At 54.9% G+C, this 20,959-nt stretch carries 19 protein-coding genes; 5 read left to right on the forward strand and 14 right to left on the reverse strand.

Annotation, left to right across the window (positions count from 1 at the left end; all coding sequences use genetic code 11):
• Positions 1-61: 61 nt before the first annotated feature.
• On the reverse strand, positions 62-1,108 hold the full coding sequence (locus AAH450_RS17565) for a dipeptidase (RefSeq protein ID WP_342911550.1): 1,047 nt from the start codon (positions 1,106-1,108) through the stop codon (positions 62-64).
• 234 nt (positions 1,109-1,342) lie between these two features.
• Between AAH450_RS17565 and yghX the strand changes: the two genes are divergently transcribed.
• Complete coding sequence (yghX, locus tag AAH450_RS17570; protein WP_342911366.1) at positions 1,343-2,230, forward strand: YghX family hydrolase; 888 nt, start codon at positions 1,343-1,345, stop codon at positions 2,228-2,230.
• A gap of 75 nt (positions 2,231-2,305) precedes the next feature.
• Here the strand turns inward: yghX and AAH450_RS17575 are convergent, their stop codons facing one another.
• A complete protein-coding gene (locus AAH450_RS17575) occupies positions 2,306-3,280 on the reverse strand; it encodes an AraC family transcriptional regulator (RefSeq protein WP_342911367.1) in 975 nt (324 codons plus the stop codon).
• A 110-nt stretch (positions 3,281-3,390) separates the two neighbouring features.
• On the opposite strand from AAH450_RS17575, the gene AAH450_RS17580 reads away from it, so the two are divergent.
• A complete protein-coding gene (locus AAH450_RS17580; protein ID WP_342911368.1) occupies positions 3,391-4,578 on the forward strand; it encodes an MFS transporter in 1,188 nt (395 codons plus the stop codon).
• Positions 4,579-4,692: 114 nt separating this feature from the next.
• On the opposite strand, the gene AAH450_RS17585 is transcribed toward AAH450_RS17580, so the two are convergent.
• Positions 4,693-4,974 (reverse strand): Rdx family protein, encoded by a 282-nt coding sequence (locus tag AAH450_RS17585; RefSeq protein ID WP_318789768.1) that lies wholly within the window; start codon positions 4,972-4,974, stop codon positions 4,693-4,695.
• 263 nt (positions 4,975-5,237) lie between these two features.
• On the opposite strand from AAH450_RS17585, the gene AAH450_RS17590 reads away from it, so the two are divergent.
• Positions 5,238-5,630: a hypothetical protein gene (locus tag AAH450_RS17590; RefSeq protein WP_342911369.1), complete on the forward strand. Its 393-nt coding sequence runs from the start codon at positions 5,238-5,240 to the stop codon at positions 5,628-5,630.
• A gap of 11 nt (positions 5,631-5,641) precedes the next feature.
• Here AAH450_RS17590 and AAH450_RS17595 read toward each other — a convergent pair whose 3' ends face one another.
• Complete coding sequence (locus AAH450_RS17595; protein ID WP_342911370.1) at positions 5,642-7,783, reverse strand: putative bifunctional diguanylate cyclase/phosphodiesterase; 2,142 nt, start codon at positions 7,781-7,783, stop codon at positions 5,642-5,644.
• A 245-nt stretch (positions 7,784-8,028) separates the two neighbouring features.
• Positions 8,029-9,924 carry a penicillin-binding protein 2 gene (gene mrdA, locus AAH450_RS17600; protein WP_342911371.1) on the reverse strand — a complete coding sequence of 632 codons (1,896 nt, stop codon included), beginning with the start codon at positions 9,922-9,924 and terminating at the stop codon, positions 8,029-8,031.
• A gap of 260 nt (positions 9,925-10,184) precedes the next feature.
• Between mrdA and AAH450_RS17605 the strand changes: the two genes are divergently transcribed.
• The gene (locus AAH450_RS17605; protein ID WP_342911372.1) at positions 10,185-11,285 is read left to right on the forward strand and encodes an NADH:flavin oxidoreductase/NADH oxidase; all 1,101 of its coding nucleotides are present in this window, start codon (positions 10,185-10,187) and stop codon (positions 11,283-11,285) included.
• Between the two features lie 36 nt (positions 11,286-11,321).
• On the opposite strand, the gene AAH450_RS17610 is transcribed toward AAH450_RS17605, so the two are convergent.
• Both AAH450_RS17610 and dctA read right to left on the reverse strand, forming a co-directional pair.
• Positions 11,322-12,485: a mandelate racemase/muconate lactonizing enzyme family protein gene (locus tag AAH450_RS17610; protein WP_342911373.1), complete on the reverse strand. Its 1,164-nt coding sequence runs from the start codon at positions 12,483-12,485 to the stop codon at positions 11,322-11,324.
• Positions 12,486-12,514: 29 nt separating this feature from the next.
• Entirely contained in the window at positions 12,515-13,834 is a 1,320-nt protein-coding gene (gene dctA / locus AAH450_RS17615; protein WP_342911374.1) for a C4-dicarboxylate transporter DctA, read from the reverse strand.
• A gap of 142 nt (positions 13,835-13,976) precedes the next feature.
• On the opposite strand from dctA, the gene AAH450_RS17620 reads away from it, so the two are divergent.
• Positions 13,977-14,915, forward strand: a complete 939-nt coding sequence (locus tag AAH450_RS17620; RefSeq protein WP_342911375.1) for a LysR family transcriptional regulator — start codon at positions 13,977-13,979, stop codon at positions 14,913-14,915.
• 11 nt (positions 14,916-14,926) lie between these two features.
• On the opposite strand, the gene AAH450_RS17625 is transcribed toward AAH450_RS17620, so the two are convergent.
• From AAH450_RS17625 to AAH450_RS17655, 7 genes are all read right to left on the reverse strand, one after another.
• A complete protein-coding gene (locus AAH450_RS17625) occupies positions 14,927-16,006 on the reverse strand; it encodes a tartrate dehydrogenase (RefSeq protein WP_342911376.1) in 1,080 nt (359 codons plus the stop codon).
• A gap of 160 nt (positions 16,007-16,166) precedes the next feature.
• Positions 16,167-16,430 carry a hypothetical protein gene (locus AAH450_RS17630; protein ID WP_342911377.1) on the reverse strand — a complete coding sequence of 88 codons (264 nt, stop codon included), beginning with the start codon at positions 16,428-16,430 and terminating at the stop codon, positions 16,167-16,169.
• 553 nt (positions 16,431-16,983) lie between these two features.
• A complete protein-coding gene (locus tag AAH450_RS17635) occupies positions 16,984-17,325 on the reverse strand; it encodes a hypothetical protein (protein WP_342911378.1) in 342 nt (113 codons plus the stop codon).
• A gap of 564 nt (positions 17,326-17,889) precedes the next feature.
• On the reverse strand, positions 17,890-18,582 hold the full coding sequence (locus tag AAH450_RS17640) for an amino acid ABC transporter permease (protein ID WP_342911379.1): 693 nt from the start codon (positions 18,580-18,582) through the stop codon (positions 17,890-17,892).
• A gap of 18 nt (positions 18,583-18,600) precedes the next feature.
• Positions 18,601-19,296 (reverse strand): amino acid ABC transporter permease, encoded by a 696-nt coding sequence (locus tag AAH450_RS17645; protein ID WP_342911551.1) that lies wholly within the window; start codon positions 19,294-19,296, stop codon positions 18,601-18,603.
• 84 nt (positions 19,297-19,380) lie between these two features.
• On the reverse strand, positions 19,381-20,199 hold the full coding sequence (locus AAH450_RS17650) for a transporter substrate-binding domain-containing protein (RefSeq protein WP_342911380.1): 819 nt from the start codon (positions 20,197-20,199) through the stop codon (positions 19,381-19,383).
• 20 nt (positions 20,200-20,219) lie between these two features.
• The gene (locus tag AAH450_RS17655) at positions 20,220-20,957 is read right to left on the reverse strand and encodes an amino acid ABC transporter ATP-binding protein (RefSeq protein WP_342911552.1); all 738 of its coding nucleotides are present in this window, start codon (positions 20,955-20,957) and stop codon (positions 20,220-20,222) included.
• Positions 20,958-20,959 lie beyond the last annotated feature (2 nt).

Raw genomic sequence — 20,959 nt, forward strand, 5'->3', positions numbered from 1 at the left:
GATATCAACCCTGTAAGCAGCAGGGTTACCGGGGAAATGCGCACAAAATGTTCCATATGGTTCATTCACCCCAGGTTTTTCTCAGTACGGCGACCCAGTTGCGCCAGCAGATTTTTTCAATCAGCTTCGCGGAATAGCCTGCCGACTCCATGGCTTCGATCAGGCGCGGCAACCCGGCTACGTCCTGAAGGGCATCCGGCACGCTGATGCCATCAAAGTCTGAGCCAAAGCCAATGCGATCTTCTCCAAGGATAGCCATCAATCCTTCGAGGTGACGAAGTATCTGCCCCAGCGGCGTATCGCCGTCGCGTTTACCGTCGGCGCGCAGGAAAGCGTTACCAAAATTGACGCCAACAAATCCGTCGCTTTCTGCAATGGCACGCAGCTGAGCGTCAGTAAGGTTACGCGGCTGGGGACAAATGGTATGAACATTTGAATGGGTGGCAACCAGCGGTGCATTACTCTGCTCAGCGGTTTGCCAGAAGGCTTTTTCATTCATGTGGGAAAGATCAATCAACAGCTTTTTCTGGTTGCAGGTGCGCAGCAGCTTCAGCCCCAGCGGGGTCAGCCCTTCGCCGCTGTCGGGCGAGCCGGGGAAATTGCCGGTGACGCCGGTGCCAAAGCGGTTCGCCAGGTTCCACAGCGGGCCTGCGCTGCGCAGCCCGGCCGCTATCCAGCTTTCCAACTGGCTTAGCTCTTCATCCAGCGCTTCCGCCCCTTCAATATGCAGCACCATCGCCAGCACGCCCTGCTGGATGCACTGCTCAATCTCCGCTGCCGTGCGGCAAATTTTCGCGCCGCCTGCGCTTTCCGCTGCAATTCTGTGCAGCAAGGCGATTTGGGCTTCAGTGATAGCTAAGGGATCGTGCTGCGCCTCGTCATAAGCTTCACTGCCTTGCTTAACAAATTGCGCGGGCGGGACAAACACGGCAAAGAGTCCACCCGCAAAGCCGCCCTGACGGATGCGGGCCATATCCAGATGCCCCGGAAGAGATCCGTGCAGAAAACGCGCCACAGGGTCCTGTTCAGCCGGCAGCCAGAGGCGCAGCAACAGATCGTTGTGACCGTCAAAAACCGGCAGGCGTGGGGCTGGGGAAAGTTGGGTCATGGCTAATGGGCGGCTCGGTAACTTGCGGTGATTGACGATAATCTGCCAGCGATCATACGCATTTTTCACCAGTCTGCGTCGTTAAAAAGTGCGATGGCAGCCAGCCAGAACGTAAATTAAAGGTAAATTTTCCCCTGGCATAGCGGGATGCGGCATGCTGGCTTCAGGGCTGATGCGCTGTCAGGGCGCTAATGAGCCTGACTTCCTCTGTTCTTACGTGAAAGGAGCACCGTTATGGCCCGACTGACCGCGAAAGATTTCTCCCCTGAGCTGCTGGAAATTTACGACTATTACGTTCACGGCAAAATTAATAAGCGCGAGTTTCTCTCGCTGGCGGGTAAGTTCGCGGTGGGCGGGCTGACGGCCGCCACGCTGTTGACTTCCCTCAGCCCCAACTATGCACTGGCGGAACAGGTGGCGTTTACCGACCCCGATATCCTGCCTGAGTACATCCATTATCCTTCGCCAAACGGTAATCAGAGCGTACGCGGCTATCTGGTCCGGCCTGCCAAAGCCACCGGCAAGCTGCCCGCCGTGGTGGTGGCGCATGAGAACCGGGGGCTGAATCCCTATATTGAAGATGTGGCGCGACGGCTGGCGAAAGCGGGTTTTATTGCGCTGGCGCCGGACGGGCTGAGCGTGATGGGCGGCTATCCCGGCAATGACGAGAAGGGCCGGGAGATGCAGGCGCAGATCGACCCCACCAGACTGATGAACGATTTCTTCGCGGCGATAGAGTTCATGATGCAGGATGAGCGAACCACCGGCAAAGTGGGGATCACCGGCTTTTGCTACGGCGGCGGCGTGGCGAATGCGGCAGCCGTGGCTTATCCCGAACTGGCAGCCGCCGTGCCATTTTATGGCCGTCAGCCGCAGGCAAAAGATGTGGCCCGCATTAAGGCACCGCTGCTGCTCCATTACGCCGGGCTGGATACGCGCATCAATGAAGGCTGGCCAGCTTACGAGGCGGCGCTGAAAGCGGATAACAAGGTCTACGAGGCGCATATCTATCCGCAAGTGAACCACGGCTTCCATAATGACTCAACGCCACGCTATGACAAAAAAGCGGCTGAGCTGGCCTGGGAGAGAACGCTGGGCTGGTTTACTCAATATCTGGCCTGACGGTGGCTCAGAATGCGGGCAGGCAGGAAAGCCTGCCCGACTGGCAGAGTGCTGTTTTACTGGCGCTGTTGCACGCTAAACGGCAATCTGAGCGCTATGCCGCTGGCTCTGTTCTGCCCGAAGCGCGCCGGGCGTTTTGCCAACGGTGCGCTTAAAGGCCCGGCTGAAGGCGGCCAGAGAGCCGTAACCCAGACGCCAGGCGACCGTTTCAATCGCTTCGCCATCCCGTCCGATCCACTGCACCGCCAGCTGCATCCGCAGCTCCGTCAGATAACGTACTGGCGTCATCCCTGTCACCGCCAGAAAACGCTCGGCAAACACCGATCTGGAGCTGCCCATTTCCGCCGCCAGCTTTGCCACAGTCCAGTTTTTGCCGGGTTCCCGGTGCAGAGCAACCAGCGCTTTACCCAGACGCGGGTCGCGCAACGCCTGAAGCCAGCCCCCGGCATCGCCACAGCCAGACTCTACCCAGCCCCGCACGATAAACGAAGCCACTACGTCTGCCAGCCGGGAGAGGATACTTGCATATCCTGCCCGTCGGCCCAGCGACTCGCGCTCCATCGCCTCCAGCATCGGCTGCACTTCAGGGTATTTATGCATCAGCGTATCGGCCAGCAGCACCTCTGGCATCGCGCTGATCAGCATCTGCATACCGCCCAAATCAAACTCCATGCAGCCGCTGAAAACCAGGGCAGCGGGTTCATCCGGCGACTCCTGCGCACAGGCCTTTACGCAGCAAACGTTGCCGCAGACCGGCGTGCTGCTGAAAGCATGAACATCCTGGCAGGGGACATCAGGGGAGGAGAGCAACACGTGGTCAGTGCCGTGGGGCAGCAGCAACGCATCGCCCGTATTCAGTACATAGAGCCTGCCGCTGTGGGTGCGCAGCATCACCGGCCCACGGCTGACAAAATGAAACTGCGCCCGACCCGGCGCGCTGTCAAATCCTACGCCGAACGGGGCCGCCAGCTCAATTCGTCGGTACTGTACGCCCAGCAGGCGCATACCTGAGAGCAGTTCACTGGCAAGATCGTGCGTTTCCGCTGGCATAGTTTCTCTCTGTTCCGGACGAATAATCAATAATTACGGATTATACATCATAGACCATCCGGGGCGAGCCTTATAGGCTGTACATTCTTCACCTCCAATGGAAGCAAACCATGAACGCAGTACAACAGGCCAGTACGGCACAGGAAAAGCCCCAATGGGGCGCAGTATTTTCGATGGCGCTTGGCGTGTTTGGACTGGTGACGGCAGAATTTCTGCCAGCCAGTCTGTTAACGCCGATGGCCGCCAGCCTCGGCGTGACGGAAGGGGTGACCGGCCAGGCTGTCACCGTAACGGCCATCTTCGCGCTGCTCACCAGCTTTTTTAGCGCCTCTGCCACCCGCAAGCGGGATCGCCGTGGCGTGATGCTGCTGTTTTCGCTGATGCTGATTGTCTCTAATTTGCTGGTGGCTTTTGCCCCCAACCTGACCTTTATTCTGGTGGGCAGGGTGCTGCTGGGTATTGCGCTGGGCGGCTTCTGGACGCTGGCGGCAGCCACCACCATGCGGCTGGTGCCGGAAGCGATGATCCCGCGTGCGCTCTCCATTGTGTTCAGCGGCGTGTCGGTGGCGACTATTGTGGCGGCGCCTATGGGCAGCTATTTTGGTCACCTGCTCGGCTGGCGTAACGTGTTTGTTGCCGCTTCACTTATTGGCGTGGTGGGGCTGCTCTGGCAAATTGTTGCGCTGCCAAAAATGCCGCCGCAGCTCTCTGGCAGGGGCAGTTCGCTCTTCTCGCTGATGCGCCGTCCGGGCATGCAAACCGCGCTGCTGGCTATTATTCTGGTCTTTTCCGGCCACTTTGCCTTCTTCACCTATCTGCGTCCCTTCCTGGAGAGCGTGACTGGGGTAGGCGTTAACGGGCTTTCCGCCATCCTGCTGGGCTTTGGCGTGGCGAACTTTGCCGGAACGCTGATTGCGGGCGTGCTGCTTGAACGCAACCTGCACCGCACCCTGATTGCCATGCCGCTGGCTATGGGCCTCCTGGGCGTTGGCCTGGTGGTCATGGGTTCCGCGCCGCTGGTGGATGCGGTGCTGGTAGCGCTCTGGGGAATGGCGTTTGGCGCGGTGCCGGTTGGCTGGTCAACCTGGATTACCCGCACCATGCCGGATGAAGCGGAGAGCGGCGGCGGTCTGCTGGTCGCTTCCATTCAGCTGGCCATTACCATTGGCGCGGCAGCGGGCGGAGTGATCTTCAACGTTACCGGGGCGAAAGGGGTATTTATGGGGAGCGCAGTGGCTCTGTTAATTGCCACGCTGACCATTTACGCCGCCTTAAGAGCCAAACCTGTGATGGCATAAAGAGCGCTGTGCGGCAGCGAGAGACTTCTCGCTGCCGCAACAAAAAGTATTTCTTCCCTGCAACAAAATTCCTCTGCAACCGCTACTGCGCCTCAGGTCACCGGAACAGCGGCGCTATTTCTTGTCAATATGCCCCAAATCCCGCTCCGGGAAACAATAATTCCGCACGCGCTGCTTCAGCTCTTTGGCTTCCGGGAAGCCGCCATCGGTTTTGCGATCCCAGATGATCTGCTCATCAATTTTAATCTGATAGATGCCGCCGGTACCGGGCACCAGGCTGACGGAACCCAAATCCGTGCTGAAGGTGTGGAGCAACTCTTGTGCCATCCAGCCTGCACGCAGCAGCCAGTTACATTGAGCACAGTAGTGAATAGTGATGGCGGGTGCGGTTTTCATAGCAATGCCCTGACGCAGGAAAGGATCGCTATTTTCCGGCGGGTAGCCCGCTGGTGTCAAGATAACCCCAGGCGTTACGCTGGTTGAAATGTGAATAAATCAGCAAGGTTATTCATATACAGATCCTATCTCATTAGCATTCGCATTCTGAATCATCTGTGGAATGTTAACTCGGGCGCGGAATGCGCACTTTTTTCGCAACCACTTTGAACTGCGGTCGCAATGTCTGAGTCGATACTGATAAAGAATAAAGGCTGGCTTAAATGCGAACTTCTCAGGGCTTTATTAAAAATAGCGTGCTGTTTGGCCCGCTGGTTACCCCTGGTTTCAGTATCGCTGCTGAATCTTCCTCAGGTAAAAGCGGATTCGACCGCAGCGGCTGTAACATTCGTGGCCTGAAAAGCAACAGGCTGCTGCTGCATGAGGGTAAACTGGTGGCGAACGGCACGCCGGAAGAGGTGATGAGTAAAGAGACGTTGAGGCGCTGTTATCAGGCCGACCTTAACGTGCATCATCACAGCCGTGACGCGGTGCCGCAAATCGTGCTGCGGCGCCAGCCTTTTGATCCTTTGAATCAGACCGCCATCAGCCTCGTAAAATGGGGCGGCAGGCTGCTGACGGGTGTCCGGTCATCCTGCAAATTCACCTCAAGCTGAGGCAAAACCTTTTACACAGCGGCAGAGGCCGCAAACAGCAGCTCGGCGGGCTGCGGGCGGCTGAGCAGGTAGCCCTGTAGCTTGTCGCAGCCCGCTTCCGCCAGCGTCAGGCGCTGCTGTTCGGTCTCGACGCCTTCTGCGGTCACCGAGAGTCCCAGCGAGTGGCCCAGCTTGATCACGGAAGAAACAATAGTGTCGGCCTGCTCCTGAATGCCCAGCAGCTGGATAAAGCAGCGATCAATTTTCAGCGTGTCGACCGGGAACTGGGTAAGGTAGCTCAGGCTGGAATAGCCCGTACCGAAGTCGTCGAGCGCAATCCGGAAGCCTGCCGCTCTTAAAGTCTGAATGGTATGCCACGCCTGCTGGTGATCTTCCAGCATCACCCCTTCCGTCACTTCCAGCTCTATCTGCCTGGGATCCACGCCCTGCTGCTGCACAATCTCCTGCAAGCGTTCGATAAAATTGCCCGCCAGAAATTGCAGGGGAGAGACGTTCACCGACATACGCAGATGCGGGCAGCTTTTGGCGCGGCTGAGAGCCTGCTGCAATACCCAGTCACCCAGCGGAATAATCAGACCAGTCTCTTCAGCAATCGGAATAAAGTCAGCCGGTGAGATCGGCCCCAGCGTGGGGTGCTGCCAGCGCAGCAGGGCTTCTATCCCCAGCATCGTCTCGCCCGTGATATCCATAATAGGCTGATACCAGAGCGCCAGTCCCTGAGCGGTGTCCAGCGCCAGGCGCAGCGCCTCCGCCAGCTGCTGACGTTTCATCAGCGTTTCGCCCAGCACCGGCGTAAACATATGGCAGCGCCCACGCCCTTCCGATTTGGCCGCATAAAGCGCGATATCCGCTTTACGCATCAGTTCCTGCCGCTCGGTGCCCTGTTCTGGTGCCACGGCAATACCGATACTGACCCCAACCCACAGGCGATTGCCTTCCAGCATCACCGGCGTCGTGAGTTGTTCAATGATTTGCTGACAGAGCCGGACGAGCTGCTGCTCATTTTGCGGGTGATTCACCAGCACCACAAATTCATCCCCTCCCAGCCTGCCAATCGCATCTTCAGGATGAAGCAAGGCGGTTAGCCGTTTGCCCACCTCAATAATTAACTCATCGCCGATATGATGCCCGTAGGTATCATTGATCATCTTGAAGCGATCCAGATCCAGCAGCAGCAAGGCCACGCTGTCGCCGTCTGTCGCCAGCGTGCTTAACCGTTTGTTGATCTGTTCTCTCATTGCGGCGCGATTCGGCAGCCCTGTCAGGACATCCTGCATCGCCAGCCGCTGGGCATGGGCTTCACTGGCTTCCAGTTTTATCACTGACTCTGACAGCCTGAGTGAAGAGAACCAGAGGCGGCGCGTCATTTTGATGCCCATCAGCGTGATCGCCATCATCGCCAGTAACACCAGCGGCCCGGTCACCATCAGCATCTGGCTGCCAGGCCGCATGGGTTGCCAGGAAACGTAGCTGACCGGGATCTTAAGGTGAGATTGCAGTAAAAAACCGGCGCTGTTTAGCTGGTTTTCATCGCTGGGGATAAAGCGGAAATCGGTGACCACGCCACGGTGTTCCAGAAAATCGACAAAGCTGTAGTGCAGATAACGGATAAAAATAAGTTTCTGACCGCCGCTCTGCGGCACTTCGCCCAGAGCGACTTCCGCTACACGTCCGTTAAGACGAATAAAATCAGCGGTCACAGCAGGAGAGGAGAGGGAAGAGTGGCGATAAAGCGTTGCAAGCCAGGGAGAAAGTTGATGCTTAACGTCGAGGTAGTGATCTGATGCGACCTGTTTGCCCGCCAGCCAGGCCATCAGCGGCTGGTTTTCTGCATTCAGCAGATAGACTTCATCATCACCGGCAAGGGTATTAAGCCAGTAACCAAATCGCTTGCTGCCTTCCCGTAACTGAGCGGTGAGTTCAGGCCAGGCAAGCAGATTCTGATGTTGATGCAGATACTCATCCAGGTGCTGGGCAAAAATGTTTTCAATCACCTGCTGCTGCTTCGCCAGCGCCCTGGCATTGCTTTGGGTGGTTACCCACCAGGCGGTAAAAGCGCAGGCGAGAAACGTAAACAGGATCACCAGGATCATCGGCGTCAGCACGTTGCTCAGGAAGTGGCGCCTTAGCGCCTGGCCATGTTCGTTAATCATTTACTTTCCAGCAAAATCGATTCAGTCGCCATCTGAGACTGGCCTCACGAGGGTAAGACATTACCTCATTGTCGTTTATCGGCAAGTGATAACGCCTTCTTTAGTGGAGTTTTTTTATCGGGCGAATTTTGTTTTACCGTTGCAGGCAGGCGCGGGGTAAGCATTGGCGGCCTGAAAAGGCCGCGGGAAGAGGAATAAAAGCCAATAACAAGCTGAAAAAGCGGCTAACAGCTACAACAAAAGCGCTATTGCGCAGTGGCATTACTGGATGGATCGGCCGTAACCGGCATGGGGGCAACCTCTGGCGGCAGGAAAATATGGTCCATGATATTTCTGACCACTGGCGCCGCGGTCACGCCATTGATCCCTCCGTTCTCCAGGATCAGCGCCATGGCAACTTTGGGGTTATCAAACGGCGCAAACGCGGTGTAGAAAATGTGGTCACGCAGGCGGGCAGGGATCATTTTGGCGTTATAGACCTGGTTTTGCTTCAGGCCAAACACCTGTGAAGTTCCGCTCTTGGCGGCAATGCCATAGGACGCGGTGTGGAAATATTTATACCCCGTGCCGTTTGGCGCATTCGCCATACCAAACATCGCGTGGCGGATCAGGCTCCAGTAAGGTGAGTTCGCGTCACCAATCTGTTCGCGGGGCAATGTCGGTTGCCACAGCCTGACGTTCTTCCCCTGCTTCTGCTCATAAAGCAGATGGGGCTGGATCACTTTGCCGTTGTTAATCAGCGTATCCATCGCCTTCACCATCTGAATCGGCGTGGCAATCCAGTAACCCTGGCCAATGCCCACAGAGACGGTATCGCCCTGGTACCACCCTTTTTTATGCACTCTCTGCTTCCATTCGCGGCTGGGCAGCAGCCCGTTGTACTCTTCATTCAGGTCGATGCCGGTGGACTTACCGTAGCCAAACTGGCTGAGCATGGTGTGGATCCGATCGATACCCATCATAAAGGCGACCTGATAGAAAAAGGTATCTGCCGACTCCTCAATCGCCCGCGTCACGTCCAGCATGCCGTGGCCCGATTTTTTCCAGTCACGATACTTACGCTGTGTGCCGGGCAGTGTCCAGGTTGGCGCGCCAAAGAAGGTGGTCTGCGGGGTAATGACGTGCGTCAGCAGAGCCGACATCGCCATATAGGGTTTCACGGTTGAGGCGGGCGGATAAAGCCCCTGAGTCACGCGGTTAATCAGCGGCAGGTCTTTATTGGCTAACAATTCTTTATAGGCTTTATAACTGATCCCTTTTACAAACGGATTGGGGTCATAACTGGGGCTGGAAACCATCGCCAGCACCTCACCATCTTTTGGGTTTTCGATAAGCATGGCGGCACGCTGCCCGGCAAGCTGGGTTTCAACATATTGCTGAAGGTGCAGGTCCAGCGTTAAATAGAGGTTTTTGCCCGCCACGGGAGGGACTTCTTTCAGTACGCGGATCACCCGACCATGGTTATCCACTTCCACTTCCTGATAGCCGGTTTTGCCGTGCAGCACCGACTCGTAATAGCCCTCAATTCCCTGCTTACCAATATTATGGTCAGCCGCGTAATTCTCGCTGACTCCCTCTTTCTCCAGCCGTTTATAGTCGTTATCGTTAATCTTAGAGACGTAGCCAATCACATGTGCCAGGTCGGGGCCATAGGGATACTGACGATCTTCATAGCTGCTGACGTCCACACCGGTAAACCGGTACTGATTCACGGAAAAACGGGCGACTTCCTCATCAGAGAGTTCGGTTTTTAACACCACAGGTTTGTAGCGGCTGGCGGCATGTAACGCGCGGGTGAAGGTATCGATATCGTCGGCAGAGAGGTCAACAATCGGCGTCAGCTCTTGCAGCAGCGCATGCATATCTTTGACTTTGTAAGGGACAATTTCAATGTCATACCAGGTGACATTTTTTACCAGCGGAATGCCGTTACGGTCGTAAATCATCCCACGCGTTGGCGCGACAGGGATCATTTTGATGTCATTTTGATTGGAGCGGGTCTGGTAATAGTGGTTCTGCTCTATCTGTAAGTGGTAGAGATTAACAACCAGCGTGACAAATCCTGCCAGAACGACCCCAAAGGCGACCAGTGCCCTGCGAACAAACAGCTTTTCTTCTTCTGCAAAATCTCTGAATTTCATTAACGGACAATCGCATTATTTTTCGTCGTTTTGCCGCCACATGATAGAGATATCAGGGCAAATCACGACCTGAAAGATGCATATGCGGGCGCTAAAGTGTGACATTTATTAAAGATGTTTCAGAGAGGACACCTCACTCTCTTCTCAGGCCTTGCTGTCAGCAGGCTTATTTTGTGCAGGGCATTTGGTGCTACAGGAGGAGAGCATGAGAGCGGGTAAAATAGGCGTACGCTTTTTGCAATTCTACTACTGAGGACATTATGTCAGGGTTATTTTCCCCCTTTGAACTGAAAGACGTTACTTTACGCAACCGCATTGCGGTACCCCCTATGTGTCAGTACAGCGCCCAGGAAGGCATGAGCAACGACTGGCATCGCGTGCATTACAACAGCCTGGCTCGCGGCGGCGCGGGACTGGTTATTGTGGAAGCTACAGCCGTTTCGCCAGAAGGGCGCATCACCCCCGGATGTCTTGGGATCTGGAACGACGAGCAGGCAGAAAAACTGGCGCAGATCGCCCGTGAAATCAAAGCGGCCGGTGCCGTGCCGGGCATTCAGATTGGTCATGCTGGCCGCAAAGCCAGCGCCAACAAGCCGTGGGAAGGGGACGACCATATCGTCAAAACCGATCCGCGCAGCTGGGAAACCCTCTCGCCATCAGCCGTCGCTTTCGGCAGCAACCTGCCGCAGGTTCCTCATGAAATGACGCTGGAAGATATTGCCCGCGTGCGTAATGATTTCGCTCTGGCGGCTCGTCGCGCCCGTGACGCCGGTTTTGAATGGCTGGAGCTGCACTTCGCGCACGGTTATCTGGCGCAGAGCTTCTTCTCTGTGCACGCTAACCAGCGTCAGGATCAGTATGGCGGCAGTGCGGAAGGACGCGGTCGCTTCCTGCTGGAAACGCTGGATGCGGTACGCCGTGAGTGGCCGGAAAACCTGCCGCTGACCGCCCGTTTTGGCGTGATTGAATATGATGGCCGTGATGAAGAAACCCTGAGCGAAGCGATCGATCTGACCAAAAAGTTCCGCACCAACGGTCTGGATCTGCTCAGCGTCAGTATCGGTTTCTCAACGCCAGATTCCAACATTCCGTGGGGACCGGCATTCCTGGCACCCATTGCAGCGCGCGTCCGTCGCGAGGCCAACATTCCTGTGGCGTCCGCCTGGGGAATTGATGCGCCGCAGATTGCGAACCGCACCATTGAAAACGGCGAGCTGGATCTGGTGATGGTGGGCAAGGCGCACCTGGCTAACCCGAACTGGACCTATCAGGCGGCGCTGGCTGTGGAAAAAGAGCAGCCTTCCTGGGTGCTGCCAGCGCCTTATGCGCACTGGCTGAACCGGTATCGCGTCAGCGAGTAACGTTGTCGGGCAGGCAGCTGGCCTGCCCGTTTTTCATTACTCTGCCAGTTGCCGCATCACGCTAATCAAATCTGACTTCCCTTCAAAACCAATGCCCGGCAGTTCAGGCATCACGATGTGTCCCTCCTCAACGCTTACCGAGTCGGGGAAGCCACCATAAGGCTGGAACAGATCCGGATAGCTTTCATTCCCTCCCAGCCCCAGGCCCGCCGCGATATTCAGCGACATCTGGTGCCCACCATGTGGAATACAGCGCGATGGCGACCAGCCAAACTGTTGCAGCACCTCCAGCGTGCGCAGGTATTCACACAGGCCGTAGGAAAGGGCGCAGTCGAACTGCAAATAATCTCTGTCCGGGCGCATGCCGCCATAACGTAGCAGGTTGCGGGCATCCTGATGAGAAAACAGATTTTCCCCCGTTGCCATCGCGCCGGGATAGAATTCGCTAAGGGCGGCCTGAAGCGCGTAGTCGAGTGGGTCGCCAATCTCTTCGTACCAGAACAGCGGATATTGCCGCAGCATTTTGGCATAGGCGATAGCGGTTTCGAGATCGAAGCGCCCGTTGGCGTCTACCGCCAGCTGAGCCTGTGGACCAATTTCCTGTAGCACCGCCTCAATACGGCGTTGATCTTCTGCCAGAGAAGCGCCGCCAATTTTCATTTTCACCACGTTGTAACCGCGGTCCAGGTAGCTGCGCATCTCTTTGCGTAACGCGCCAAGGTCTTTTCCCGGATAGTAATAGCCGCCCGCGGCATAGACAAAAACGCGGGGGTTAGCTTTCACGCCTTTCTTTTCGGCCAGCAGGTGAAACAGCGGCATCTCTTCAATTTTGGCCACGGCGTCCCATATCGCCATATCCAGCGTGCCGACCGCCACCGACCGTTCGCCGTGCCCGCCGGGCTTCTCGTTCGCCATCATCAGATGCCAGAGCTTGTCCGGGTCGAAATTGCTGCCGGCGTCGTTCAGATAGCTGTCCGGGTCCGCTTCCAGCAGGCGGCTACGGAATCGTTCGCGGATCAGGCCGCCCTGGCCGTAACGGCCATTGGAATTAAAACCGTATCCCACCACCCGACGCCCATCACGAACCACATCGGTAACCACTGCTACCAGGCTGGTGGTCATTTTTGAAAAATCGATATAGGCGTTGCGAATGGGGGAGGCAATCGGCTGAGTAATTTCTACTACGTCGGTAATGCGCATGGTCTTCTCCAGGCTTCAGAAATAAGTCATTAATGGGGTGATTTGGATACCGGTGTCTTTGCTGCGGCAGCCCCGGGCGATTTCTGCTGCAAAATGATGGCGCGGGCTTTCGTTACGTCAAAGGTGTTGTCCCATTTGGCGATTGCCAGCGTGGCCACCGTGTTGCCAATCAAATTCACTACGGCACGCGCTTCGTTCATAAAGCGATCCACGCCAAGTAGCAGCACCAGTCCGGCAACCGGTACGGTGCCAATGGAGGAGAGCGTAGCGGCAAGGGCGACGAACCCCGCGCCCGCCACTCCCGCCGAACCTTTTGAGGTCAGCAGCAGCACGCCGAGCAGCACAATTTGTTGCATCCAGGAGAGATCGGTATTGGTGGCCTGAGCGACAAACAGCGCCGCCATCGTGAGATAGATGCTGGTGCCGTCAGCATTAAAGGTGTAGCCCGTGGGCAGCACCATGCCTACCGTGGCTTTCTCCACGCCCGCCTCTTCCAGCTTCATCATGATACGGGGCAGTACCGCTTCGGTTGAGCAGGTGCCCAGCGTGACAAAAATTTCATCTTTGATGTAACGCAGCAGAGGGATCAGGGGAAAGCCAGCCCAGGAGGCTATCGACCCCAGAACCACCACCACAAAGATCAGAGAGGTGACGTAGACGGCCAGCATCAGATAGCCAAAGGAGAGCAGCGTGGCGATCCCGTACTTGCCGATAGTAAAGGCGATGCCTGCGCCAGCCCCCAGCGGAGCAAGCCGCATGATCAGATTGATCATTTTGAACAGGCCCTGTAACCCACGATCGATAAAGTCGATCACCGGTTTGCCGCGTTCGCCGGTTTGCAGCATTGCAATGCCGAACAGTACGGAGATCAGGATCACCTGGAGCATATTGCCTTTGACGAAGGCATCGCCCAGCGTGACGGGAATGATGCCCATAATGAAGTCAACAATGCCGCCGCCGCTTTCCGCTTTATGCACATAAGAAGAGATGGCGCTGGCGTCGATATGGCTGGCATCAATATTCATCCCCGCTCCGGGCTTAAGGATGTTGACCACGACCAGACCAATTACCAGCGCCAGAGTAGAAACCACTTCAAAATAGAGCAGCGCTTTGGCGCCGGTTTTGCCAACCTTCCTGATGCTGCCCATTTTGGCGATACCCACCACTACGGTGCAAAAAATGATCGGTGCCAGCATCATTTTGATCAGTTTGATAAACGCTTCTGCAATGGGCTGAAGCTGGGTGCCCATGGCGGGAAAGAAATAGCCAAACAGCCCACCAATCACAATGGCTATCAGGACCTGGACGTATAGTTGTTTCAGCCAGCTGAAACGTGAGGGGTTTTGCATCACGCTCACTCCCACGGCTGTTATGCCGTTTTGTTAAAATAGAGTAGGGTAGTGGCACAACATGAGGCGCCGTATATGCCTTGTTACCCTTGAGAGTAGCGATGAGTGCGGCGGCAATCTAATGCCTGATAGGAAAGCTGTTATGCAAAACCGGCATCACCTGGATCTGACCTGGCTTGAAGACTGCGTTGCGTTGTCCGAATCGCTGAATTTCTCTAAAGCCGCAGCAGTTCGATATGTGACCCAGCCCGCATTCAGCCGCCGCATCCAGTCGCTTGAAGAGTGGGTGGGCACGCCGCTTTTTGAACGAACCCGTCGTGGTGTGCACCTGACCCGTGCGGGTGAACTCTTCTGTAAACAGGTTCCGGACCTGATCCGTGCGCTCTATGCATTACGCAGCGAGACGCTCGATTTGGCCGGGCAGGAGGTACCAGAGGTGGTTTTCTCCGCCACGCATGCCCTTTCATTTACCTTTTTCCCTGCCTGGCTGCGGAATAATGAAAAGATTGCCCGCTTTGGTGCGTTCCAACTGCTCTCTGACACTATGCGCGCCTGCGAGCGCATGCTGAACCAGGGCGAGACGCAGTTTCTGCTTTGCCATTATCATCCGCAAATGCAGCTTAACCTCGATATGGCGCGTTATTTCAGCGTTCGGGTGGGCACGGACTGGCTCAGGCCTTATGCCAGTGCAGTGCCGGGAAAAGAAGGCGAAGCGGCAAAACCCCGCTGGTCGGTGGAGAACAAAAAGCCGTTTCCTCTGCTCTCCTACAGCAAGGAGTCCGGGCTGGGGAGGATTGTCGCCAATACGGCGTCTGTAAACCGCAGAAAAAGGGGAATGGAGGTGGTTTTTACCTCCGATCTTGCTGCTACGCTACAGGTAATGGCGCGGTCGGGGGATGGTGTGGCGTGGCTGCCAGAGTCACTGGCGGCGCTGGAAGTCAGTAACGGCACCTTGTGCCCGGCCGCCAGCGAGCAGAGCGACCTCTGTATTCCGGTGGAGATCCGCCTTTACCGCCCGGCAGGTAAGCTGTCGCGGGCGGCTGAGGAACTCTGGACAATTTTCGTTGAGGAGCGGCTGTAACCTGCTGTTCCTTAAAGGATAGCGGCGATAGCGGAGCCGAGATGTTCTGTATTACCCTTTCCGCCCATATCGGGCGTCAGCGACGCTTTATTCTCACTGTCTGCCAGCACCTGCTCAATGGCTTTCACTACCGCTTCCGCCGCCTCAGGATGCCCAAGATGCTCCAGCATCATCGCACCACACCAAATCTGCCCTACCGGGTTGGCAATGTTTTTCCCGGCAATGTCCGGCGCGGAGCCATGCACAGGCTCAAACAAGCTTGGAAAGGTTCTTTCCGGATTGATATTGGCAGAAGGGGCGATGCCGATGGTACCGGTACAGGCTGGCCCCAGATCGGAAAGAATATCGCCGAACAGGTTACTGGCCACCACCACGTCGAAGCGCTCGGGGTGCAGCACGAAATGCGCGGTCAGAATATCAATATGGTATTTATCGACGCGCACATCAGGATAGTGACGGCTCATCTCCTCCACGCGGCTGTCCCACCACGGCATGGTAATGGCGATGCCGTTGGACTTGGTCGCTGAGGTCAGATGCTTTTTCGGCCGCTTTTGCGCAAGGTCATAAGCAAATTTCAGGATGCGGTCGGTGCCGGTACGGGTCATCACCGTTTCCTGTATCACTATCTCGCGGTCGGTGCCGGGGAACATAGTGCCGCCCACGCTGGAGTATTCCCCTTCAGTATTTTCCCGCACCACATAGAAGTCGATATCCCCCGGTTTAGGGTCGGCCAGCGGAGCTTTGACGCCAGCTAACAGCCGGACCGGACGAAGATTCACATACTGGTCAAACTGACGACGGAACTGCAACAGTGAACCCCAGAGGGAGACGTGATCCGGCACCACCTCGGGCCAGCCCACGGCACCGAAGTAGATCGCATCAAAGGATTTCAGCGTTTCAAACCACTCATCGGGCAGCATTTTGCCATGCTGCTGGTAATATTCCGCGCTGGCGAAATCAAACCATTCCCACTCAAAGGCAAAACCAAACTGGCGGGCGGCGGCATCCATCACTTTGACGCCTTCCGGCATCACCTCTTTACCAATACCGTCGCCGGGGATCACAGCAATTCTGTATGTTGCTAAAGCCATGTGAAAACTCCTTAAGAGAGCACCATTTATGCTGGATCTATTACAGCATAAAAGTGCGGGAGTCATATGGCCTGAGATCTGAAGTTCCCTCTTCTCCGGCACGCTTTCCCTGTTGAGCAGGGTTTCTGTTCAGAAAAAGAAGAGGTAAGAAGCTGCCCGATTAGTTGTCTGAATGGCGGCGGGACTGGATTTTATCTGGCAAAGGCAGCTCCCCTTCCTGTCTGGGGCGGCAACAGTGATAACAGGCTTTCACCTTTTTACCTACGCGCATCTGCGCCACTGTTAACGCCTGAGATACATCGTACAGGCTGCCAATAAACAGCAGCGTCTCTTTCGCCGGCATTGCCGGGCAGCCTGCCCGATGAAGCATATAAAAATCCATCTGATCGGCTCGCCGTGTAACATAATAATATTCGGCAGTCATCTTATCACTCCCGCTGTAAAAAGGTCTGAAGAACATGATGTTATTTTTTTTAGGGTTTGTTAAACAGGGATTATATATCCGTTGATACCTCTGTTGGCTTTTTACAGAATAAGCCCTTACCCGGCAGTTAAGCCTGGGTAATGTATGCGGGAGCGTCAGATTTACGTTACTAATAACTCAAACTTTATGTAGCGGAGAAAAAAGAGAGACTTTAGGAAAAAGCTGCGGCAAAGGCCTGGCAGGAAAGATTAATTATGGCTTCATTTCTGACGTTTGTTTCTGTTAGTCCGTTGTTTTTAACTGAATGCTAATGATAATTTTTACTGATGTACACGTTCTACTATACCCAGCCAAAAATAATAAAAAATTCAGGGTGAGGAGTAAAGTCCGGGCGTTTTTATCATTTTTAAATAATCATAACGTTTACCATTTGAGATAATAGTAAGGATTAAAAGCAGGGAAAAAGAAGAATTATCAATCTAAATATTTTTTATGATACATCTCCTGGCTGTAGCTGAATGGCGGCCCAATTTTTCACCAGACCGCCAGGGAGTCAGGATTTATCGGCAGGCAGCATGATCTTCAGGCAGCTCGTCAGCCCCTGGCGGGTCAGAGCCTGCTGTGCTGGCGTCAGAGCATAATAGCGTTTGCTGGCACCGCGCGCAGAGTTGCTGTCGAACTCTACTTTATCAAAGGCATAGGAGGCATTTTCATTCACAATCACCTGCTGAAGTTTCGTCATAAACTGCTTCTGACTGGTGGGTTGTCCAATGTCATTGATCATCACGCAGGCCGCAGCAAAGTAATGCGGGTTTTGCTTATGAGGCTTCAGGGCCAGGAAAAGGGCAATGGCGATAATGACCAGAATCAGTATGGCCAGCAGTTTAGTCTTCATATCTTTTGCTTCGGGCTGGAAAAATTTGCGCAGAGCTTAGCGTGGTGCGCCTGATGCTGCCAGAAAAATCTCGACTGGCTCACACTTCATTAACGCTTTGTTGCTGTTGGGGCAATTTGAGAGAACGCCATTATCAGAATGTGCATTACTCCATTTAAGCTCGCCTGTCAGTAAGGAAACTCCTGGGTAAAAAAGCGGATTAATCCATTCGCCTGGCACACATTCTTATTATTCCGCTTATCAATGGCCAGAAACCAACGCCTCTTTTCGCCGGGAAAAATTGTCAGCGCGGAAACTGCATGGGGATTGTTACTGTCTTTATGCCATGCCCTTCTCAGCGGCAAACCTTTAGTTTATTCATCACTAATCAGCTGAACAGAGACCATTCCCTGGCTGTTCATATTGCGAAAAAAGCCGGGACAAGTGCAATACGGGCAGGGGTTATATTTATTGCGTCTTGAGTCCGTTTTAAAAAAGAGCGTTTATTCCCCAGCGGGATTACTACAGAGAATGGGCCTCTACAGGCCCATTGATCTGTAGCGCAAGCGTAATCACCTGCTGCGTTTAAGTTCTCACTCGCAAAGCTGCTTCAATCTTATCCGCAACTTTCGTCACCACATAAGCAATCACCATATAGAACACCACGGCGATCAGGAACGCTTCCAGATAATAGAAGTTCAGGGCAGCGGTTAACTGCGCCTGGGCAAAGATATCGACCACTTCTATCGCAAAGGCCAGCGAAAGCGCCTTCATGATGACCATAAACGAGTTTGCCAGATCCGGAATGGCCGACACGATTATCTGGGGAAACAGCACGCGCCGGAACAGCTGACCATTGGTGTAGCCTAAGGCATGCGCCGCATCGGACTGACCAGAGTCAAATGAATTCAGGGCGCCTTTCACTACCTCCGCCTGAAACGCTGCCACGCAGGCCGTCAAGGCCACAATGATAATCACCCAGTTCGGCATTGAGTGCGCGTTAATCTCTATACCCACCAGCGAGCTTATTCCCTGCAATGCCAGAGGAAGGCCGTAATAGGCGAGGAAAATCACCACCACCATAGGGATGCCTTTGAAGGTGATCTTATAGAGTACAATCAGCTGGCGCAGCACAGGGATGCGTTTGTGATCGATAAAAGCAAACAGCCCACCCAGCAGCGTCGACAGAATGAAAATGGTCACCGCCATCGCCAGCGTGACCGGCACGGCATCCAGGATGCTCCAGAAATCTGGCAGCAAAACCTCAGTATCAAACATAGTCTCTGACCTCTCTCATCAGACGTTGGCCGTAAAGGTTATCTTTTTGACGGCCGATTTTGCGTTGTACTTCGCATGGCGAACCTCAAAGAAACGCACCAGCAGCCAGGCTACCAGGCAGAGCAGCGAGTAGAGAACGGCCAGCACCAGATAGGTGCCAAATTGATACTGGTTATAGTCGCGTTCCATGATCAAATGGGCGGTTGCCATCACGTCGGCAGCCCCGATGTACATCACCAGCGCCACGTTGTGGATCAGGTAAATAATCGAGTTCCCGTAACCCGGCAGCGCAATATGCACCGCCTGCGGACCGATGATGCGCGTCATCTTCTGCCGGAAGGTATAGCCCATGCTGTCAGCGGCATCATGCTGGCCGCGTTCAACGGCCAGAAAAGCGGGGCGCATCACCTCTGAAAGATAGCCGCCGTGGTAAAGGCTTAGCCCAACCATAGAGGCCATATTGGCGGTGAAGAATTCGTCATTAACGCCAAACTCTGCGGCAACCAGCGGCAAGCCATAAAAGGCAACAAAGAGTTGCAATACCACCGGCACGCTTCGGGCATAGGAGACGTAAAGGTCTGCCAGCTGGCTGAGCAACGGTATTCTGCGAACCCGCAGAGTTGTCGCTGCCAGCGCCAGAATAAATCCGCTGATAAGCGCGACAAACAGTATGGCGAGCGTCAACGGCAAAGCCGAGAGTAGCTCGGGAATCATGGTGGACAGATTCACTGGAAAACACTCCTGAACATCATTTCAGCTTTGCCGTTGCGTGCAACGGCAGGATTTCAGCAGACTGCATTACTTCATGTATTTGACGACATCTTCGCCAAACCATTTCTGAGAAAGCTTGTCCAGCGTGCCATCCTCTTTCAGCGCTTTCAGCGCCTTGTTAACGTCATCATTCAGCGCCTTGTTCTCATCTGATTTATGGATCAGTACATAGGTATTGTTGATGGAAACCGGTTCGCTCGCTTTGATCGCCAGCTTCTGGTTGTCGATAACGGTCTGTTCGCCCAGGTTTGAAGGCAGGATCAGCGCGTCATACTTACCGTTCTGCACCTCTTTCAGGCGGTCCGGATAGGGGATGCCAGCGCTGGAAGCCTTGATATTCACTTTGTAGTCCGGGTTTTCCTGCTGCCACTGAGTGACAAACTTGTAGACGCCACCGCCAGCCGTGACCGGCACGATATTCTTGCCGACCAGATCCTTAATGCCGTTGATATTGCTCTCTGTGCGGCTGTAGATCTTCATCAGGCTGGCGCCCATTGGGCTTTCCGGGATCAGGAACTGTTTGCTGCGGGCCGGAGCCTTATAGAAACCGCCGGTTGCCATATCATATTTTCCGGTCGCCAGGCCCGTTTCCTGCGCGATATCGGCCGCGCCGACCATCACGAATTTGTATTGCGGCAGTTTGGCGTTGACGGCTTTCAGCACCTCCGGCTCATAACCCTGCGGCTCATGACCGATAGCGCCCCAGGAGAGCGGCTTGGATTCGGCAGCGGTGGCGATTTTGATGGTGCGCACCTCGGCGCTAATGGCAGCAAAGCTGATACCAGCGGAAGCCAGCACCAGGCTCAGTACAGCCAGACGACGAAACGATGGAGTGATTGCAGGCATGTCTTGTTTTCCTTTTATTTTTAGATGACGCGTTCTGAATTAAGAAACTGCGCAAGTCGCGGCAGGGAAGGATTGTCAAAAATCCCGGCGGGCGTGTCCTCTGCCGCCACCACACCCTGATCCATAAACACGATGCGGTTGGAGATACTTTTGGCAAACTGCATTTCGTGCGTGACCAGCAGTGAGGTGATCCCGGAAGAGGTTACGTCTTTGATTACCTTCAGTACCTCGCCCACCAGTTCGGGATCCAGCGATGAGGTCGGTTCGTCGAACAGGATCACATCGGGCCGAACGGCTAACGCCCGCGCAATGCCCGTACGCTGAAGCTGACCGCCGGAAAGCTGAGAAGGGTAGTTATCCAGCTTGCCGGAGAGGCCGACGCGCTCCAGCTCTTCCAGCGCGATAGCCCGCGCTTCTGCTTTAGATTTGCGCTGCACCACGACCAGCGGGTCCATCACGTTTTCAATAACCGTCATGTTTTTGAACACGTTAAACTGCTGAAATACCATCGCCGTGCGCAGGCGGATCGCCTGAATGGCGTTTTTATCTGCATTCTGGTAATCCATTTTTATCTGGTCAAAAGTAATGCTGCCCGAAGTGGGTTTAGCCAGATAGTTAATGCAGCGCAGCAGCGTTGTTTTTCCCGTTCCGCTTGGTCCGATGATCGAGACCACATCGCCGCGCTTAACCGAGAGATTCACCCCCTTCAGGATCTGCGTGCTGCCGTAAGAAAGTTTAAGATCGTTGAGTTCAAGCATGT

Source organism: Erwinia magellanica, assembly GCF_039023495.1.
Classification (GTDB): domain Bacteria; phylum Pseudomonadota; class Gammaproteobacteria; order Enterobacterales; family Enterobacteriaceae; genus Erwinia.

Bases quoted from the DNA above. Each gene is read 5' to 3' on its own strand.
- AAH450_RS17620 (WP_342911375.1), top strand. From the start codon at position 13,977: ATGCAAAACCGGCATCACCTGGATCTGACCTGGCTTGAAGACTGCGTT.
- dctA (WP_342911374.1), bottom strand. From the start codon at position 13,834: ATGCAAAACCCCTCACGTTTCAGCTGGCTGAAACAACTATACGTCCAG.
- AAH450_RS17565 (WP_342911550.1), bottom strand. From the start codon at position 1,108: ATGACCCAACTTTCCCCAGCCCCACGCCTGCCGGTTTTTGACGGTCAC.
- AAH450_RS17625 (WP_342911376.1), bottom strand. From the start codon at position 16,006: ATGGCTTTAGCAACATACAGAATTGCTGTGATCCCCGGCGACGGTATT.
- AAH450_RS17640 (WP_342911379.1), bottom strand. From the start codon at position 18,582: ATGTTTGATACTGAGGTTTTGCTGCCAGATTTCTGGAGCATCCTGGAT.
- AAH450_RS17610 (WP_342911373.1), bottom strand. From the start codon at position 12,485: ATGCGCATTACCGACGTAGTAGAAATTACTCAGCCGATTGCCTCCCCC.
- AAH450_RS17645 (WP_342911551.1), bottom strand. From the start codon at position 19,296: ATGATTCCCGAGCTACTCTCGGCTTTGCCGTTGACGCTCGCCATACTG.
- AAH450_RS17655 (WP_342911552.1), bottom strand. From the start codon at position 20,957: ATGCTTGAACTCAACGATCTTAAACTTTCTTACGGCAGCACGCAGATC.
- AAH450_RS17590 (WP_342911369.1), top strand. From the start codon at position 5,238: ATGCGAACTTCTCAGGGCTTTATTAAAAATAGCGTGCTGTTTGGCCCG.
- AAH450_RS17575 (WP_342911367.1), bottom strand. From the start codon at position 3,280: ATGCCAGCGGAAACGCACGATCTTGCCAGTGAACTGCTCTCAGGTATG.
- AAH450_RS17650 (WP_342911380.1), bottom strand. From the start codon at position 20,199: ATGCCTGCAATCACTCCATCGTTTCGTCGTCTGGCTGTACTGAGCCTG.
- AAH450_RS17635 (WP_342911378.1), bottom strand. From the start codon at position 17,325: ATGAAGACTAAACTGCTGGCCATACTGATTCTGGTCATTATCGCCATT.
- AAH450_RS17605 (WP_342911372.1), top strand. From the start codon at position 10,185: ATGTCAGGGTTATTTTCCCCCTTTGAACTGAAAGACGTTACTTTACGC.
- yghX (WP_342911366.1), top strand. From the start codon at position 1,343: ATGGCCCGACTGACCGCGAAAGATTTCTCCCCTGAGCTGCTGGAAATT.
- AAH450_RS17585 (WP_318789768.1), bottom strand. From the start codon at position 4,974: ATGAAAACCGCACCCGCCATCACTATTCACTACTGTGCTCAATGTAAC.
- AAH450_RS17580 (WP_342911368.1), top strand. From the start codon at position 3,391: ATGAACGCAGTACAACAGGCCAGTACGGCACAGGAAAAGCCCCAATGG.
- mrdA (WP_342911371.1), bottom strand. From the start codon at position 9,924: ATGAAATTCAGAGATTTTGCAGAAGAAGAAAAGCTGTTTGTTCGCAGG.
- AAH450_RS17630 (WP_342911377.1), bottom strand. From the start codon at position 16,430: ATGACTGCCGAATATTATTATGTTACACGGCGAGCCGATCAGATGGAT.
- AAH450_RS17595 (WP_342911370.1), bottom strand. From the start codon at position 7,783: ATGATTAACGAACATGGCCAGGCGCTAAGGCGCCACTTCCTGAGCAAC.